We start from the raw sequence: 13,649 nt of genomic DNA, 5'->3' as shown, positions 1-13,649 counted from the left end.
AGATAAATTATGGAAAATGAATTAATGAAACTTGTTGATACTGTAGAAATCGAAGATGTTTCCACAACTCTTAGTAAAGTTGCAAGAATACAAACGGCTATAAAGGGAGCTTTAAGAGGTGGGCAAGATTATGACACAATACCAGGAACAGGGAAGCCTACGCTTTTGAAACCTGGTGCAGAAAAAATTTTAATGATGTTTGGTCTTACCAGTGAATATGAAATTATTGATAGGGTTGAAGATTGGAGCAAGGGTGTTTTTGCCTATACTGTAAGATGTGTTTTATCTAAAAACGGAATAAAAATTACTGAGGGTCTTGGTAATTGCAATAGTAAGGAAGATAAATATAGATATAGATGGGTAAAGCCTGAAGATGTTCCAGTAGGAATAGATCCTAATTCTTTAAAATCTAATCAATATGGAAGAGTGAGAGTAGAAAATGATGAAATTTATAGTCAAGTTAATACTATTTTAAAAATGGCAAAGAAAAGGGCTCAAGTAGATGCTAGTTTAACTGTTGCTTCGCTATCTGAAGTATTTACTCAAGATATGGAAGACATTAAAAACTTTAACCAAAAAGAGCAATTAGAAAATATGTCTTCTGATGATGCAGGTAGATTTAAGGTTAGTTTTGGCAAATATAAGGGACAATTACTTGGAGAAATATTTGCTAAGGATAAATCATATATTAAATGGCTTGCTGATAATGCCAAGGATCCAATATTAAAAGAAGGGGCAAATAAACTTTTAAACGAAGCAAATGAAGGAAATACAAATGAACATCCTGTAAGCCCTGTAAATAATAATGCTAATTCTGAGGCCAATAAATTTATAGATGAAGATAGACCGTTTCCCGATGAAGATGATCTTCCATTTTAATTAATTGAAATAATGATTTGGGCCTTAGAACTTGTAAAAGGGTTCTAAGGCTTGAAAAGAGAATGTTATGGCAAGACCAATTATAAAAGGAATAGATTATTATCCATTAAATGTAGATTTTTTAAATGATTTAAAAATAAAACGAGTAATTAAAGCTTGCGGGCCTAGTAGTGTGGCAATTATTGTTTTTCTGCTTGGAAATATCTATAAAGATGAAGGGTATTTCATGAGGTGGAATGAAGATATATGTTTTTTAATTGCTGATGAGATTGGTGTTAAAGAAGTGTATGTCGATGAAACAGTCAAGAAATGTTTGCAGGTTGGATTATTTGATTGTGAATTATTTGAAAAATATAAAGTGTTAACCTCAAAAGGTATTCAAAAAAGATTTTTTGAAATTACAAAAAGAAGAAAAAATATACATGTTATTAGTGAGTTATTGTTAATTAATGTTGCAGAAACTGGGGTTAATGTTGCAGAAACTGGGGTTAATGTTGCAGAAACTGGGGTTATTGTAAGCAAAAGTACACAAAGGAAAGAAAAGGAAAGAAAAGAAAAGAAAAGTAAAGAGAGAGAGTTATATAATAACTTAGCTTTATTTAATAATGCCTTAAAACACAAAATAACTCTTCAGGCTCTCTCTAAAATCAAAGAGAAGTATGATTTAAATTTATTTCTTGAAAAAATTAAAGAAAGTACATGGATTAGAGAAAATATAGATTTAAACAAGGCTAGTGATGATTTTCTTTTAAAAATTTCAAGGGGAGATTACAAGACTTATAAAACTAAAAATAAAAATTCTTTTCACAATTTCCAGGGAATTACTGACTCTTACACTTCTGATGAACTTGAGGATGTAGCACGCAAAAAAAGAGAAGAAGCTTATGAGAAGTATGATTTGAGGTGATTTATGGATATTAAAAGGGCTCAAATTATTTTAAAAAATTCTGGCTTTGTGAAATTTACAGGCGTTAGTTTAAATAATTTGAGTGAGGAAAATTATGAACCTATGCTTTTAAGTGCTGTTATTTTGAGAGCTGAAGAGGGAAAATACAAATATTTTGTTGAGCTTGAGGATTCAAAGGCTAATTCTGTAATTGTTACAAGTCTTAAAGATATCGGGGAGGTAGAGGAGTGCATTTAATTTTATATGGCAGACCTATTACTAAGAAAAATTCTTCCAGGATTGTTAAGTGCGGAAATTATCATAAACTCCTGCCTTCAAAGGCTTATGAAAAGTACGAGAAAGAGTGTTTATTGCAGATTACTGGCAAGTATAAATTAAAACTTGATGGTAAATATAACTTGAAATGCCTTTATTACATGCCTACAAGGCACAGGGTTGATCTTGTTAATCTCCTGGAAGCTACTTGTGATATTCTTGTCGCTGGTCATGTGATAGCTGATGATAATTCTAAGATTATTGTTTCTCATGATGGTTCTAGGGTGCTATATGACAAGGTAAATCCAAGAGTGGAAATTTTTTTAGAAGAGGTGGTGAGTAAAAATGGTCAATGAAAAAGAATTACGAAGTAAAGATCCCTACTTAGACCTCATACGAATGGTGGTAAACCAAGCAATTGAAGATTACAATAGATTGATTGCTGGTAAAAAAATTTCTTTCTCTCGTCAATGTAGTTTTGTTAGTCTTGATGAGGTAATTTCATTCTTCTTGTCTGAATATTTTTATTTTATTACCGGACTGGATGGAAAAATGATTTTAAATAGGTTAAATGAGATAGGTAGCGTAAATGAATAAAGAAAAATATATAAAAGAATTAGAGAGCACAATTATAACTAGAAATCCAATTAAGTTAATTAAATTTGCTAAGAAATATAATCCTGATGTTTATATACCGCCTATGAAAATAGTTAAAGCTTCTATGCACAAACTTATTGTTGCAAGAAAATTAGATGGTTGGGAAAATTCTGCTGTTTGGCTTAAACTTCATGGTTTTAGTTTGGAATGTAAATAATCGGTTTTTATCGGTGTTTTTATAGAACTAAGAAAAACGAAGAAAAACGAAGAAAAACGAAGAAAAACGAAGAAAAACGAAGAAAAACGAAGAAGGCTTGAAAAATTAAAATGTTAAGTTTTGTTAGGGTTTTTACGAATAAAAATGGAGGTGGAAGAATGAAAATTTCAGAATTTAAAAAAGCAATAGACAGTATAGGTTTTTATAATGACAAAGATTTTAAAGTTGTAGAAGATGATTTTGATTTCTATATTGAAAGTGACACTAAAATTCTAGCTGCTATTAATAAATCAGAGAGATGTTTTATCGACACAAAATATCTTGATTTTTTAGAACTGGAAGAAAGACTAAGGCAAGATTTATTAGATGTTATATATAAATTTGCAAGTACACCAATACCTGAAAGAGAAGATAGTAAGATATACAATATCCCCCTACCTCACCTAAAAACAAGCAATGGAGAGCAACTATTCCTAACACACCAAGGGAACTTTTTTCCTCATGTAAGAAATACGGAATTAAGACAAACATGGAAGGAAAAAGACTTAATCCACATACCGGAAGAATATAGAGATTTTGCAGTTGAAATTATTGAGGTGGAAGAATGAGAAAATTTAGGAAAGACCCTACAGAGTGGGAAAATAAAAAGATGACAAGTCAATCAGTAGGTGGAGATTTTACGCTTGAGACACTTAAAGGACAAGATTTGATTGGATTGTATCGTGATTATGATGTGTTTTTTGCACACTGGATAGCGATTAATAGGCTCGGAAAATTGGAAGACGCTTTAACTTTGAGAAAGCAAGAAGAGTGGCACGAAGACATGGGAGCTTGCCTGTGGTTCAGAGATGGGAAAATTGTTGAACCACCTTTTTATGTGGGTGGCTTACTTGATACAAACTTCCCAAATGATAGTGCAAAGTATTTTGTGCAAATACCAATGATTTTTGAGGTGGAAGAATGAATTTCTTAGATGTTTTTAGTGGAATAGGTGGCTTCAGAATGGGATTAGAAAATTCTGGACACACTTGTATAGGACACATTGAAAGAGATACCCACGCTTTAAAAAGCTATAAGGCAATTTACGATATAAAAGAAGATGAGTATGAAGGAAAGGATATAACAGAAATTGAAGATTTTACAGAACTTAGAGGAAAATTCGAACTACTTGCAGGAGGATTTCCTTGTCAGTCATTCAGCATCGCAGGACATAGAAAGGGATTTGAAGATACTAGAGGAACAATGTTCTTCTATCTTGCCAAAATCCTTGAACAAGCAAAACCACCGTTTTTTCTCTTTGAAAACGTCAAAGGCTTATTATCGCACGACAAAGGAAAAACATTTGAAACCATCATCAATACGCTGGATGCCCTTGGGTATAACACGCAATGGCAATTGCTTAACTCTAAAGACTTTGGAGTTCCACAAAACCGAGAAAGGGTCTATATTACAGGATATCTTAGAGAAGGAAGTGGACGAGAAATTTTTCCTCTCAAAAGAGCAAGCGAAAAAGATTATGGGAATGAATACGCAACAACAGTACCTACAAGATATAGAGGGAGCGGAGGAGAAACATATATTAAGAGTGAGTCGAAGATACTAAGGATTGCTGGAGGAACAACACAAGGGAATAGGGTCTATTCCTCAAAAGGATTATCTTGTACCCTATCAGCTAATGGCGGCGGTCAAGGCGCTAAGACTGGTCTTTATGCAATACCTATATTAACACCAGATAGAGCAAACAAAAGACAAAATGGCAGACGATATAAGACAGATGGCGAGCCTATGTTTACATTAACAGCACAAGATAGACATGGAGTGATAATTGGAGAAAAAGACAACACAGTCAAAATAAGGAATTGCACAAAGAAAGGATATCAAGAAGCTAAACCAGGTGACGGAACAAACCTAGCCTACCCCGAAAGTAAAACAAGAAGAGGAAGAGTTGGAGATCGAGTTTCTAATACCCTAACAGCTAGTGGAAATATGGGAACACTAGATTGGAATGGTAAGGAGTATAGGATTAGAAGATTGACACCTAAAGAGTGCTGGAGGCTTCAAGGATTTCCAGATTGGACCTTTGAAAAAGCAAAAGAAGCAGGAACTTCAGATACTCAATTATATAAACAAGCTGGAAACGCAGTAACAGTTAATGTAATACAAGCAATAGGTCGAGAATTAAAAGAAATGGAACGAGAGGTGGAAGAATGAGAAAATCAGTAGTTGAGAGGTTTTTAGGAAAAAGAGTAAAGGTTAAATGCCAAGATGGAGATGAGTATATAGGGATATTAGAAAAAGGAACTTGTTATGAAGAAGGGTATTACCACTGTAAACAAGAAGAAAATGGGCGTGACAATCACTGGTTTAGAAGTAGTCACATTAAATCTATGAAGGTGGGAGAATGAATATAAAAGAACTTATAGAGGGCCTTTGATGAATGCAGACATGTTTATTAATTCCCTACAAAACAATTAGGGATAAAATAAAAATTGTAAATTATTATAAAAATCGTGGCTATTATGTAGAAATTTGGCAAGATTATATTTATTGTTACAGGAGATATTAATGACAAAAAAAGAACTTTTACAGTATAGATATTTACTTATTGAAATCAAAGAACTTGAAAATAAAATAAAAAATTATGAAGGTAAAATTGTTACTGATAAAGTTCAATCTTCGCAAAGAGAGTTTCCTTATACTCAGTATGAATTAAAAATTCAAGGGGTTGAGGATTCTCTTTACATAAAAAAATTAAGAGAAAAGTTATTTTATAGAATTGAGAAGTGTAAAAAGTTAAAGGTTGATATTGAAAATTTTATTAATAACATTGAAGACTCAAGGACTAGACTTGTTTTTCAACTCAGATATGTTGAGGGTAAGAGTTGGGTATATATATCTAGACAATTAGGAAGTTCAAACGAGTCTTATGCAAGAATGATTCATAATAGATATTTTTAAGATTTATGCTAAAATTTTAGCATAAATCTTTGACTTTTTTAAATTTTAAATTTATAATTAAATAAGGATAAATTCCAAAAACTGGAATTTGTGTAATGAAAAAATATGGAGGTGTGAGTTATGATTTTGTTAAATATGAAAATTGATAATATTTGTATGTTTAATAACTTTGAGATTGATTTTACTATTGATAGACTACAAGGTGAAAGTATAGTTGGCAATGAAAGGATAAAATGTGCACCTAATATAAAATATAAAAAATTAAATATAATAATGGGTGGCAATGCCACGGGGAAAACTACTTTTGGTAAAGTTATTTGTGAAATGGAAAATTTATTATTAGGCAGGCCAAGTTCTATAATAAAAAAAATTTACGATAAAAAAATGGATTCCAGCTGTGAAATATTATTTGTAGAAGGTAAATATTTATTTAATTATTTGTTAGAGGTAAAAGAAAACAAATATATAGAAAAGTTAAAATATACGAAACTAAGAAAATCTAAAAATTTAGATAGCCACAAAAAATATTTAGAGAAAGAGCCTTCGATTGAAACATCTAACGACGTATACTCTTTTGAAAAAGATAAATTGATAATATCAAAAGTAATTGACTCATTTTTTGAAGAAGAAAAGTCTGATTTTAAACTATTTTTTACAAAAAACTTTGCTTATTATTTTAGGTTTGCTTCTTTTACAGAAAATTCAATTAATCCGAATATATCAGATGAGTTATTGAAAGAGACTGAAAAAATATTAAAAATTATAGATAATTCTATAGATTCAATAAGAACGATTGAATCCACAAGTCTTAATAACAAAGATAACGACAATATTAAAGAGGATGATTATTATATTGTATTTAAAAACGGAGAAAGAGTTTTAGTAGAGGAATCTAACCCGAAAAACATTAAGGACAACAGGCTATCTCAAGGAACGATTGAAGCTATTGAAATGAGTTATATTTTAAAAAATCTTAACTCATTTCCAGGGACGGTTTATTTAGATGAACAAATGGCATATATGCACACTGAATTAAGTAATGACTTAATTCTAAAGCTTATTGAATCTAATAAAGATTCCCAAATTTTTATAACAACTCATAATGAAAATGTATTAGATTTAAACGTTCCTATTCATTCTTATACTTTCTTTACCAGAAATGATGGTGTTATTGGTGTTGTTAACCCTGAAAAGAAATTAAACAAAAATGATAGGAACTTAAAACTATACGTACAAAATAATTATTTTGAAACATATCCTGAACTAGATGATTTATGGAGAAATTTAGATGAGTAACTTAAAGAATCTAATAATTGTTGAGGGAAATACAGAAGAAAAGTTTTTTAAAGATTTTAAAAGTAAGTTAAAACATCCAGCCAAAATAGTAGTTCATAATTTAGCTCAAAATGATTTCAATACAAATATAATAGGTTTAATGTATAATAGTGTATCAATTGTTTTGGATGCTGACATTCTAAATAAAACAAATGTAGATAGAATAAATTCCAATCTGGAGCTTCTAAACGCTAATAAAATTAATATATATATTCAAAATCAAAATTTTGAAGATGAATTGGTAGAGTCATTGAACGAGTGTAAAACTCTTAATGATCTTTACAAATTATTTGACTGTAAAAATAATAGTGCAAATGAATTTAAAAGAAGATTTTTAAAAGTTAGTGATTTATCTAAAAAACCTAAGTTCAACATTAATTTTCATATGCTATACTGTAATAATGAAATTTATAAAAATTATTTTAAAAAAGGAAAAATTCAAACGGGGAATCGATTATTTAGAAACAAATAATTTTGTGCGTTTTGTGCGATTTTTCTGTGTTAGTATATAAAATGTAAGAATGTAGTTAATGATTACCAGAGAAAATTCATATTTATTCATAAAAGAGACCTTTATGTAGGGTCTCTTTTGTTATGCACAAATTTATTTTGGAGGTGATGGTGTATGAAATTAAATGCGAGAGATAAAAAGTTTGCTGATGAGTACATCAGAACTGGAAAAATAATTGAGTCAGCAATTAAAGCTGGATTTGCTGAAAGCACAGCAAGAGATAGGGCGGCTGAGTGGTTAAATCCTAATTCGAAGTCTGCAAAGCTTTCTGTTTTAGAATATATAAATGAGATCAATAAAAAAATTGAAAAAGAAAAGATTGCCGATGCTAAAGAAATTCAAGAATTCTGGACTAAGACTTTTAGAGATGAAAAAGTTGAGATAAAGGACAGAATTAAAACTAGTGAGTTATTAGCTAGGGTTCAAGGTATGTTTATTGAAAATATTAATCTCACAGGGAATATAAAAACTAATAATCCCTTTGATGGTTTGAGTGTAGAGGAACTTAGAAAGTTAATTAAAAGTGACTAGGAGGTTTGTTATGGCTATTAACTATGAGATAAAGAAACAAGCTAAACTTGCTCTTGCAAGAAAAGACTTTTATTATTACTGCCAACTTAAAACTCCAAAGTTTTATAAGAAAGGCAGAAGTTATTTAAAAGAGTTTTGTAATAGTTTACAAAGTTTTCTAAAGTCAGATAAAAAAGTTCTCATAGTTAATATGCCTCCTTAGCTTAGACATGGTAAGACTTTTACAATAGGTCATTTTATACAGTGGCTTTTGGGAAATGATAACTCTTTAAAAATAATGACTGGATCATACAATGAAACTCTTTCTACTTCTTTTTCTAAAATGGTAAGAGATTCTATTACAGAGAAAAAGGCAGATAAGGATAAAGTCATTTTTTCGGATATTTTTCCACAAACTAACATAAAACAAGGAGATGGTGCTGCTAATTTATGGAGTTTGGAAAAGGGGAACAATAATTATTTAGCAACTTCTCCAACAGGAACTGCTACAGGTTTTGGTGCAAATATAATTGTAATCGATGACTTAATAAAGAATGCAAGTGAAGCTAATAATTCTCTAAATAGAGATAAACAATGGTCTTGGTTTACGGATACAATGTTATCTCGTTTAGAGGGAAATGATTGGAAAATAATAGTTGTTATGACTAGGTGGCATTCAAAGGACTTGGCTGGCAGGCTTATTTCTCACTGTAATGAAAATAAGATTAGTTATAAACAGATATTATACAAGGCTATAAAAGATAATGGTTCTATGCTTTGTGATGATATTTTAAATTATGAGTCTTACACAATTAAAACAAAAACAATGAGTCCAGAAATTGCTCTTGCTAATTATCAGCAAGAGCCTATTGATTTAAAGGGAACTTTATACAAAAGTTTTAAAACTTATGATGAAATTCCTAAGGATATGTTTGGTAACTATAAGTTTACTGAGATTAAATCCTATTGTGACACTGCAGATACTGGTGATGATTACCTTTGTAACATTATATATGGTGTGTTAAATAGAGAAGCCTATATTTTAGATGTTTATTATACAAAGGATCACATGGAGATAACTGAAAAAGAAGTTGCAAAAAGACTTACTGAATTCAAAGTAAATAATGCTCTTGTTGAAGGGAATAATGGTGGAAGAGGATTTGCAAGACAAGTTGAAAGAAACTTGAGAGAGCTTGGAAATCACAAGACTATTGTAAGAACATTTCATCAAACCAATAACAAGAATGCGAGAATACTTAGTAATGCTACTTGGGTTATGGAACATATTTATTATCCTAGCAACTGGCACAACAAGTGGAATGAGTATTTTGTCAGTATGAAAGAGTATCAAAGAGAAGGTAAGAATCCACACGACGATGCACAAGATGCAACTACAGGAGTTGCAGAAAATATAATAGAGGCAGGAGGTTTATATTTTGGATAATATATCTCCAAAAATAATTAGAAAAATTTTAGATGATTATAGGAATAGTGAAGATTACAAGGATATCTTAACAAGCTATAGGTATTACAATAATAATCAGGACGTATTAGATAAAAAGAGATTAGCTATAGGATCTATAAAAGGGACGAGAGAAGAAGTCAATAATTTACCTAATAATAAAATAATGAATAACTTATATTCTGTTTTAGTAGATCAAAAAAAGAATTATCTACTAACAAGACCTATAGGAGTAAATACTGAAAATAAAAGTTATCAAAAAGAATTAAATGAATTATTTGACTTAAAATTTCATAAGCTTATAAAGTCAGTTGGTAAGGATTCCTTACTTGCTAATATGGGATATATTTATCCCTATATAGATTTTGAAGGCAATTTCAAATTAATGAAGTTTGACCCTCTTGAAATAATACCTATATGGGAGGATAAACTTCACTCTTGGCTTAGTGGTTTTATTAGATTTTATACTTCTGTTGATTATGATGACAATGAAACACAAATTGTTGAATATTATCACTTATATGGAATTGATAAATACATTGAAAAAAACGGAGAATTGATTTTAACAAGTAGAGAGGCTTATTTTACTATTGGAGGTGAAATAGGAAATTGGGGGAGGATTCCTCTTATTTATTTTAGAATGGACGAACAGGAACAGCCTCTTCTAAATAGGGTTAAGACTTTACAAGATGCAATAAATCAAATTCTTTCAAAGTTCATGGATTCTATGGATGAAGATTCAAGAAATACAATTTTAGTTCTAAAAAATATTGGTGGACATGACGAAGAATCTTTAAAAGAAATAAGAAAAGGCATAAATAGAAGTGGAATACTTGCCTTCTCCTCAAATTCACAAACTGGTAATGCTGATGTTTCTACACTAAAGGTTGACATGGATATTAGCAATTATCAGACTCTATTAGAGATATTGAGAAGGGCAATTATTGATGTAGGAAGGGGTGTAGACACTAATTCAGATTTATTTCAAAAGGCTGTAAATCAAATGACAATTCAATCCCTTTATACCAATATAGATTTAGATGCCAATGAGATGGAAACTGAATTTAAAGTAAGTTTAGATATTCTACTTTATTTTTATAATTTCTATAAGGGTTATAAGTATCAAAAAGTTGATTTCACTTTTGATAGAAATATTTTAATTAATGAATCTGCGACAATAGAAAATGCTCAGAAATCATCAGGCATAATTTCTGAAAAAACTATAATGAAGCATCATCCTTGGGTTAATGATGTTGAAGAAGAAATAAAACAAAAGAGCTTTGAGATGAAAGAGGAGTCCGACTATGACGGATTACTGGAAGAATAGATTTATAAAATCAACAAAGGATGTATTTGATAGCGATGAAGAATATGTAAAAGAGATTTTTAAAATTTATGAAAGAACTATAGAAGACATTGATGGCGAAATCTTTAAACTATTAAGCGCCATGGAAGATGTGAGCATGGCAGAAGCTAAAAAGCTTTTAAATAAATATGAGATTAGATCCTTTAAATCTGGTCTTGATGAGTTTAGAAAAGCATCAAAAGGATTTATTAGCCCCAATATAGAACAAGAACTTGATATAATTTCGAGAAGAGTTAGGATATCAAGACTACAAGCAATGCAAGTGTCTATGAAATCAAAGGTCGCAAGTCTATTAAATGAGGAACAAAAGAAATTATTTGATCATCTTTCAAATAATTTCACATCTTCATATTATAAAGACTTATATGAACTGCAGAGAATTACAGGATATAAAAATATAAATAGTCTATCCAAAGACTTTGTAAATAATATTTTAAACACATCTTGGACAAATGACGGGGAAAACTTTTCTGATAGGATTTGGAAAAGAAAGGATAAGTTATTAGCTACACTTGATACAGATTTAAGGCAAGGCTTAATTACTGGGAAAAGACCAGATGAAATCACAAAAGTTATTTCTGATAAATTAGAAGTTAGTAAATCAAATGCTAAAAGACTTGTTTTAACAGAAAGTTCAGCAATACATTCACAGTCAAGAAAAGCAATGTATGAGAGAATGGGAGTAGAAAAGTATGAAGTAGTAGCGACACTTGATTTAAGAACTTCTAATATTTGTAGGAACTTAGATGGAAAAGTATTTGATGTTAAAGACTATGAAAGAGGAGTTACAGCCCCACCCTATCATGTGTATTGCCGTTCGACAACAGTACCTTATTATAACGATGACATTCAAGCTGAGATAGAAAATACGAGAATGGCAAGAGATCCTGAGACTGGAAAAAGCATTAGGGTTGAGGATTTAACTTATAAAGAATGGTACGACAAGTACGTTGAAAAACTTTCAAACAATAATCAAGGGAGTGATATGCCTAATGAGCCAAAAGAACCAAGACTTAAGTATACCGAAGCGGAAACTAATGAAGCTATAGAAGAGTATGTTTCAGGAGATGGAATGTGGATAAATAACAAACTTAGAGGCATAGGAGAAATAGCTGATTATCCACTCAGCGAAGACGATAAGATATATTTAGAAAAACTAGACCAAGCAACTCAAGGTCAAATAGTAAAAGAAAAAACTCTATATAGGTCAGTTGATATATCCTCAATAATAGGCGACATAAGTGACTTTGACTATGATGATTTAAAGAGCGCTTACATTTATGGAGATGACTCAAAAAGAGCTCAAGAAACATTAGAGAAATATCTTAAACACATTAAAGGTAAAGAAATAATTGATAAAGGTTTTATGTCTACAACAAAAGATAAAGAAATTGCCTTAGATTTTCAAGGCTTTACTGGAAGCTCAAAGCCATGTGTAATTGAATTTAATGTACCTAATGGGGTTCATGGTATAGATTTAAAAGAATTTGATATTGCTGACATGGAACAAAAAGAGGTTTTACTTGCTAGGAATCAGAAGTTTGTTATAAGAGAAGTCAGACAAGAGCAAGGTCAATTCTACTTTAAAGCGGATTTAATCCCTAATAATGGGTATAATAGAAATATAAAAGAATTTGATTTACAGTTATTCTCAAATAAAGATAAAGAAATTCAAACTGATGCTCAACTTAAAAAGGGAATAAATTCGGATAAAAAGAACATCGAAAAGCATAAAGAAAAAATAAATAATCCTCAAAAGTATTATGAAGATTGGAAAGATAGCTCAGAAGATGTTAAAAATGGTCGTATTAAACATTGGGAAAAGGAAATTTCAAATTTTAAAAAGAATATACAGGATGCAGAAGAGGAACTTAAAAAGAGAGGTGAAAAAAGATGAGAGAATGGAATTGGACTGAATCAACACTTGCATCAATAGTTAAAAGGATTATAGATAGAAATAACGACAATAAAGGTGAGGAAGACAACGACTTTAATAGAGGAAGACATGAAGGCTATTGGGAAGTAATTGATATGATCAAAAATGATATAGAGTCAAGAGGTTATGATTTTGATGAATTTATGAAAAAATTTTATTAAAATACACACTGACAATTAGAAAGTTATTTGGTGATGATTAAAATGGATGTAAGAAAAATAATAAATCAATGGGACCCTTACTCTTTGTTTCCTTATGCTCCCGAAAATGAGTATGAAACAGAGATAAAAAAGATAGAGAGTTTTGTGTCGAGAAATAATGTTAAAACAGATTTATCAGAGTTTATAGAATCTATATTTGATTTTGAAGATATAAGTGAAGATAAGAAGACCTTAGATGACATTGTAGAAAAAATATTATTAGTTTAAAAGCACGCTGACAATAAGATTAGGGGTGCTTTTTAGTACCATAAATAGTGTAAGAAAGGAAGTAATACCTATCTTGCACTATTTTTGTATAATGAAGAAGTAGTATGACGAGGTGCTTTTAGGGTTGAAACATCCGCCAAAAAAACTGTCAGCTACCTCTTCATTATTCATATTCGGTTAAGCAGGTTGGGCAAAACGTCCGTGTCACAAGCTAAAAAGAGTGTAATGGTGCAGGTAGAAACTACAAAAGAAAAAGAAAGAAGGAAAGCCATGATATCTGTAGGAATA

General features: G+C 30.6%; 20 protein-coding genes. All 20 read left to right on the top strand.

Annotation, left to right across the window (positions count from 1 at the left end):
- The first annotated feature begins 9 nt into the window (after nucleotides 1–9).
- Nucleotides 10–879, top strand: coding sequence for an exodeoxyribonuclease X C-terminal domain-containing protein (locus tag F594_RS0108560; RefSeq protein ID WP_019035288.1), 870 nt, complete (start codon nucleotides 10–12; stop codon nucleotides 877–879).
- A gap of 67 nt (nucleotides 880–946) precedes the next feature.
- Nucleotides 947–1,786, top strand: a complete 840-nt coding sequence (locus F594_RS0108555) for a DUF4373 domain-containing protein (protein WP_019035287.1) — start codon at nucleotides 947–949, stop codon at nucleotides 1,784–1,786.
- A gap of 3 nt (nucleotides 1,787–1,789) precedes the next feature.
- Nucleotides 1,790–2,023 (top strand): hypothetical protein, encoded by a 234-nt coding sequence (locus F594_RS0108550; protein WP_019035286.1) that lies wholly within the window; start codon nucleotides 1,790–1,792, stop codon nucleotides 2,021–2,023.
- Nucleotides 2,014–2,397, top strand: coding sequence for a RusA family crossover junction endodeoxyribonuclease (locus F594_RS0108545; protein WP_019035285.1), 384 nt, complete (start codon nucleotides 2,014–2,016; stop codon nucleotides 2,395–2,397). The genes F594_RS0108550 and F594_RS0108545 overlap by 10 nt, the downstream gene beginning before the upstream one ends.
- Before the next feature lie 43 nt (nucleotides 2,398–2,440).
- The gene (locus F594_RS0108540; RefSeq protein WP_169501868.1) at nucleotides 2,441–2,638 is read left to right on the top strand and encodes a hypothetical protein; all 198 of its coding nucleotides are present in this window, start codon (nucleotides 2,441–2,443) and stop codon (nucleotides 2,636–2,638) included.
- Nucleotides 2,631–2,855, top strand: coding sequence for a hypothetical protein (locus F594_RS0108535; protein WP_019035283.1), 225 nt, complete (start codon nucleotides 2,631–2,633; stop codon nucleotides 2,853–2,855). The genes F594_RS0108540 and F594_RS0108535 overlap by 8 nt, the downstream gene beginning before the upstream one ends.
- A 158-nt stretch (nucleotides 2,856–3,013) precedes the next feature.
- A complete protein-coding gene (locus tag F594_RS0108530; protein ID WP_019035282.1) occupies nucleotides 3,014–3,463 on the top strand; it encodes a hypothetical protein in 450 nt (149 codons plus the stop codon).
- The gene (locus tag F594_RS0108525; RefSeq protein ID WP_019035281.1) at nucleotides 3,460–3,819 is read left to right on the top strand and encodes a hypothetical protein; all 360 of its coding nucleotides are present in this window, start codon (nucleotides 3,460–3,462) and stop codon (nucleotides 3,817–3,819) included. The genes F594_RS0108530 and F594_RS0108525 overlap by 4 nt, the downstream gene beginning before the upstream one ends.
- Nucleotides 3,816–5,066 (top strand): DNA (cytosine-5-)-methyltransferase, encoded by a 1,251-nt coding sequence (gene dcm / locus F594_RS09350; RefSeq protein WP_019035280.1) that lies wholly within the window; start codon nucleotides 3,816–3,818, stop codon nucleotides 5,064–5,066. Before F594_RS0108525 ends, dcm begins: the two co-directional genes overlap by 4 nt.
- Entirely contained in the window at nucleotides 5,063–5,260 is a 198-nt protein-coding gene (locus F594_RS0108510) for an LSm family protein (protein ID WP_019035279.1), read from the top strand. The genes dcm and F594_RS0108510 overlap by 4 nt, the downstream gene beginning before the upstream one ends.
- A 160-nt stretch (nucleotides 5,261–5,420) precedes the next feature.
- Nucleotides 5,421–5,813: a hypothetical protein gene (locus tag F594_RS0108505; protein WP_019035278.1), complete on the top strand. Its 393-nt coding sequence runs from the start codon at nucleotides 5,421–5,423 to the stop codon at nucleotides 5,811–5,813.
- A 120-nt stretch (nucleotides 5,814–5,933) separates the two neighbouring features.
- Nucleotides 5,934–7,109 carry an AAA family ATPase gene (locus F594_RS0108500; protein ID WP_019035277.1) on the top strand — a complete coding sequence of 392 codons (1,176 nt, stop codon included), beginning with the start codon at nucleotides 5,934–5,936 and terminating at the stop codon, nucleotides 7,107–7,109.
- Nucleotides 7,102–7,620, top strand: coding sequence for a hypothetical protein (locus tag F594_RS09395; protein WP_019035276.1), 519 nt, complete (start codon nucleotides 7,102–7,104; stop codon nucleotides 7,618–7,620). The genes F594_RS0108500 and F594_RS09395 overlap by 8 nt, the downstream gene beginning before the upstream one ends.
- A 153-nt stretch (nucleotides 7,621–7,773) precedes the next feature.
- Nucleotides 7,774–8,190 carry a terminase small subunit gene (locus tag F594_RS0108490; RefSeq protein ID WP_019035275.1) on the top strand — a complete coding sequence of 139 codons (417 nt, stop codon included), beginning with the start codon at nucleotides 7,774–7,776 and terminating at the stop codon, nucleotides 8,188–8,190.
- A gap of 10 nt (nucleotides 8,191–8,200) precedes the next feature.
- Complete coding sequence (locus F594_RS09845; RefSeq protein ID WP_211208589.1) at nucleotides 8,201–8,392, top strand: hypothetical protein; 192 nt, start codon at nucleotides 8,201–8,203, stop codon at nucleotides 8,390–8,392.
- 48 nt (nucleotides 8,393–8,440) lie between these two features.
- Nucleotides 8,441–9,613: a phage terminase large subunit gene (gene terL, locus F594_RS09340; protein ID WP_051080770.1), complete on the top strand. Its 1,173-nt coding sequence runs from the start codon at nucleotides 8,441–8,443 to the stop codon at nucleotides 9,611–9,613.
- Nucleotides 9,606–10,958, top strand: coding sequence for a phage portal protein (locus F594_RS0108475; RefSeq protein WP_019035274.1), 1,353 nt, complete (start codon nucleotides 9,606–9,608; stop codon nucleotides 10,956–10,958). The genes terL and F594_RS0108475 overlap by 8 nt, the downstream gene beginning before the upstream one ends.
- Entirely contained in the window at nucleotides 10,936–12,894 is a 1,959-nt protein-coding gene (locus F594_RS0108470; RefSeq protein ID WP_019035273.1) for a minor capsid protein, read from the top strand. The genes F594_RS0108475 and F594_RS0108470 overlap by 23 nt, the downstream gene beginning before the upstream one ends.
- Nucleotides 12,891–13,094, top strand: coding sequence for a hypothetical protein (locus tag F594_RS0108465; protein ID WP_019035272.1), 204 nt, complete (start codon nucleotides 12,891–12,893; stop codon nucleotides 13,092–13,094). Before F594_RS0108470 ends, F594_RS0108465 begins: the two co-directional genes overlap by 4 nt.
- Before the next feature lie 42 nt (nucleotides 13,095–13,136).
- Nucleotides 13,137–13,361 carry a DUF1871 family protein gene (locus tag F594_RS0108460; RefSeq protein WP_019035271.1) on the top strand — a complete coding sequence of 75 codons (225 nt, stop codon included), beginning with the start codon at nucleotides 13,137–13,139 and terminating at the stop codon, nucleotides 13,359–13,361.
- Nucleotides 13,362–13,649: the final 288 nt, after the last annotated feature.

The sequence above is a fragment of the Peptoniphilus lacrimalis DSM 7455 genome, from assembly GCF_000378725.1.
GTDB classification, from domain to species: Bacteria; Bacillota; Clostridia; order Tissierellales; family Peptoniphilaceae; genus Peptoniphilus_A; species Peptoniphilus_A lacrimalis.
This window is presented reverse-complemented; position numbering and strand designations above follow the sequence as displayed.

What these genes read in the sequence shown, in the direction of transcription:
- F594_RS0108560 (WP_019035288.1), top strand. Translation starts at nt 10, where the DNA reads ATGGAAAATGAATTAATGAAACTTGTTGATACTGTAGAAATCGAAGAT.
- F594_RS0108555 (WP_019035287.1), top strand. Translation starts at nt 947, where the DNA reads ATGGCAAGACCAATTATAAAAGGAATAGATTATTATCCATTAAATGTA.
- F594_RS0108550 (WP_019035286.1), top strand. Translation starts at nt 1,790, where the DNA reads ATGGATATTAAAAGGGCTCAAATTATTTTAAAAAATTCTGGCTTTGTG.
- F594_RS0108540 (WP_169501868.1), top strand. Translation starts at nt 2,441, where the DNA reads ATGGTGGTAAACCAAGCAATTGAAGATTACAATAGATTGATTGCTGGT.
- F594_RS0108535 (WP_019035283.1), top strand. Translation starts at nt 2,631, where the DNA reads ATGAATAAAGAAAAATATATAAAAGAATTAGAGAGCACAATTATAACT.
- F594_RS0108530 (WP_019035282.1), top strand. Translation starts at nt 3,014, where the DNA reads ATGAAAATTTCAGAATTTAAAAAAGCAATAGACAGTATAGGTTTTTAT.
- F594_RS0108525 (WP_019035281.1), top strand. Translation starts at nt 3,460, where the DNA reads ATGAGAAAATTTAGGAAAGACCCTACAGAGTGGGAAAATAAAAAGATG.
- dcm (WP_019035280.1), top strand. Translation starts at nt 3,816, where the DNA reads ATGAATTTCTTAGATGTTTTTAGTGGAATAGGTGGCTTCAGAATGGGA.
- F594_RS0108510 (WP_019035279.1), top strand. Translation starts at nt 5,063, where the DNA reads ATGAGAAAATCAGTAGTTGAGAGGTTTTTAGGAAAAAGAGTAAAGGTT.
- F594_RS0108505 (WP_019035278.1), top strand. Translation starts at nt 5,421, where the DNA reads ATGACAAAAAAAGAACTTTTACAGTATAGATATTTACTTATTGAAATC.
- F594_RS0108500 (WP_019035277.1), top strand. Translation starts at nt 5,934, where the DNA reads ATGATTTTGTTAAATATGAAAATTGATAATATTTGTATGTTTAATAAC.
- F594_RS09395 (WP_019035276.1), top strand. Translation starts at nt 7,102, where the DNA reads ATGAGTAACTTAAAGAATCTAATAATTGTTGAGGGAAATACAGAAGAA.
- F594_RS0108490 (WP_019035275.1), top strand. Translation starts at nt 7,774, where the DNA reads ATGAAATTAAATGCGAGAGATAAAAAGTTTGCTGATGAGTACATCAGA.
- F594_RS09845 (WP_211208589.1), top strand. Translation starts at nt 8,201, where the DNA reads ATGGCTATTAACTATGAGATAAAGAAACAAGCTAAACTTGCTCTTGCA.
- F594_RS0108470 (WP_019035273.1), top strand. Translation starts at nt 10,936, where the DNA reads ATGACGGATTACTGGAAGAATAGATTTATAAAATCAACAAAGGATGTA.
- F594_RS0108465 (WP_019035272.1), top strand. Translation starts at nt 12,891, where the DNA reads ATGAGAGAATGGAATTGGACTGAATCAACACTTGCATCAATAGTTAAA.
- F594_RS0108460 (WP_019035271.1), top strand. Translation starts at nt 13,137, where the DNA reads ATGGATGTAAGAAAAATAATAAATCAATGGGACCCTTACTCTTTGTTT.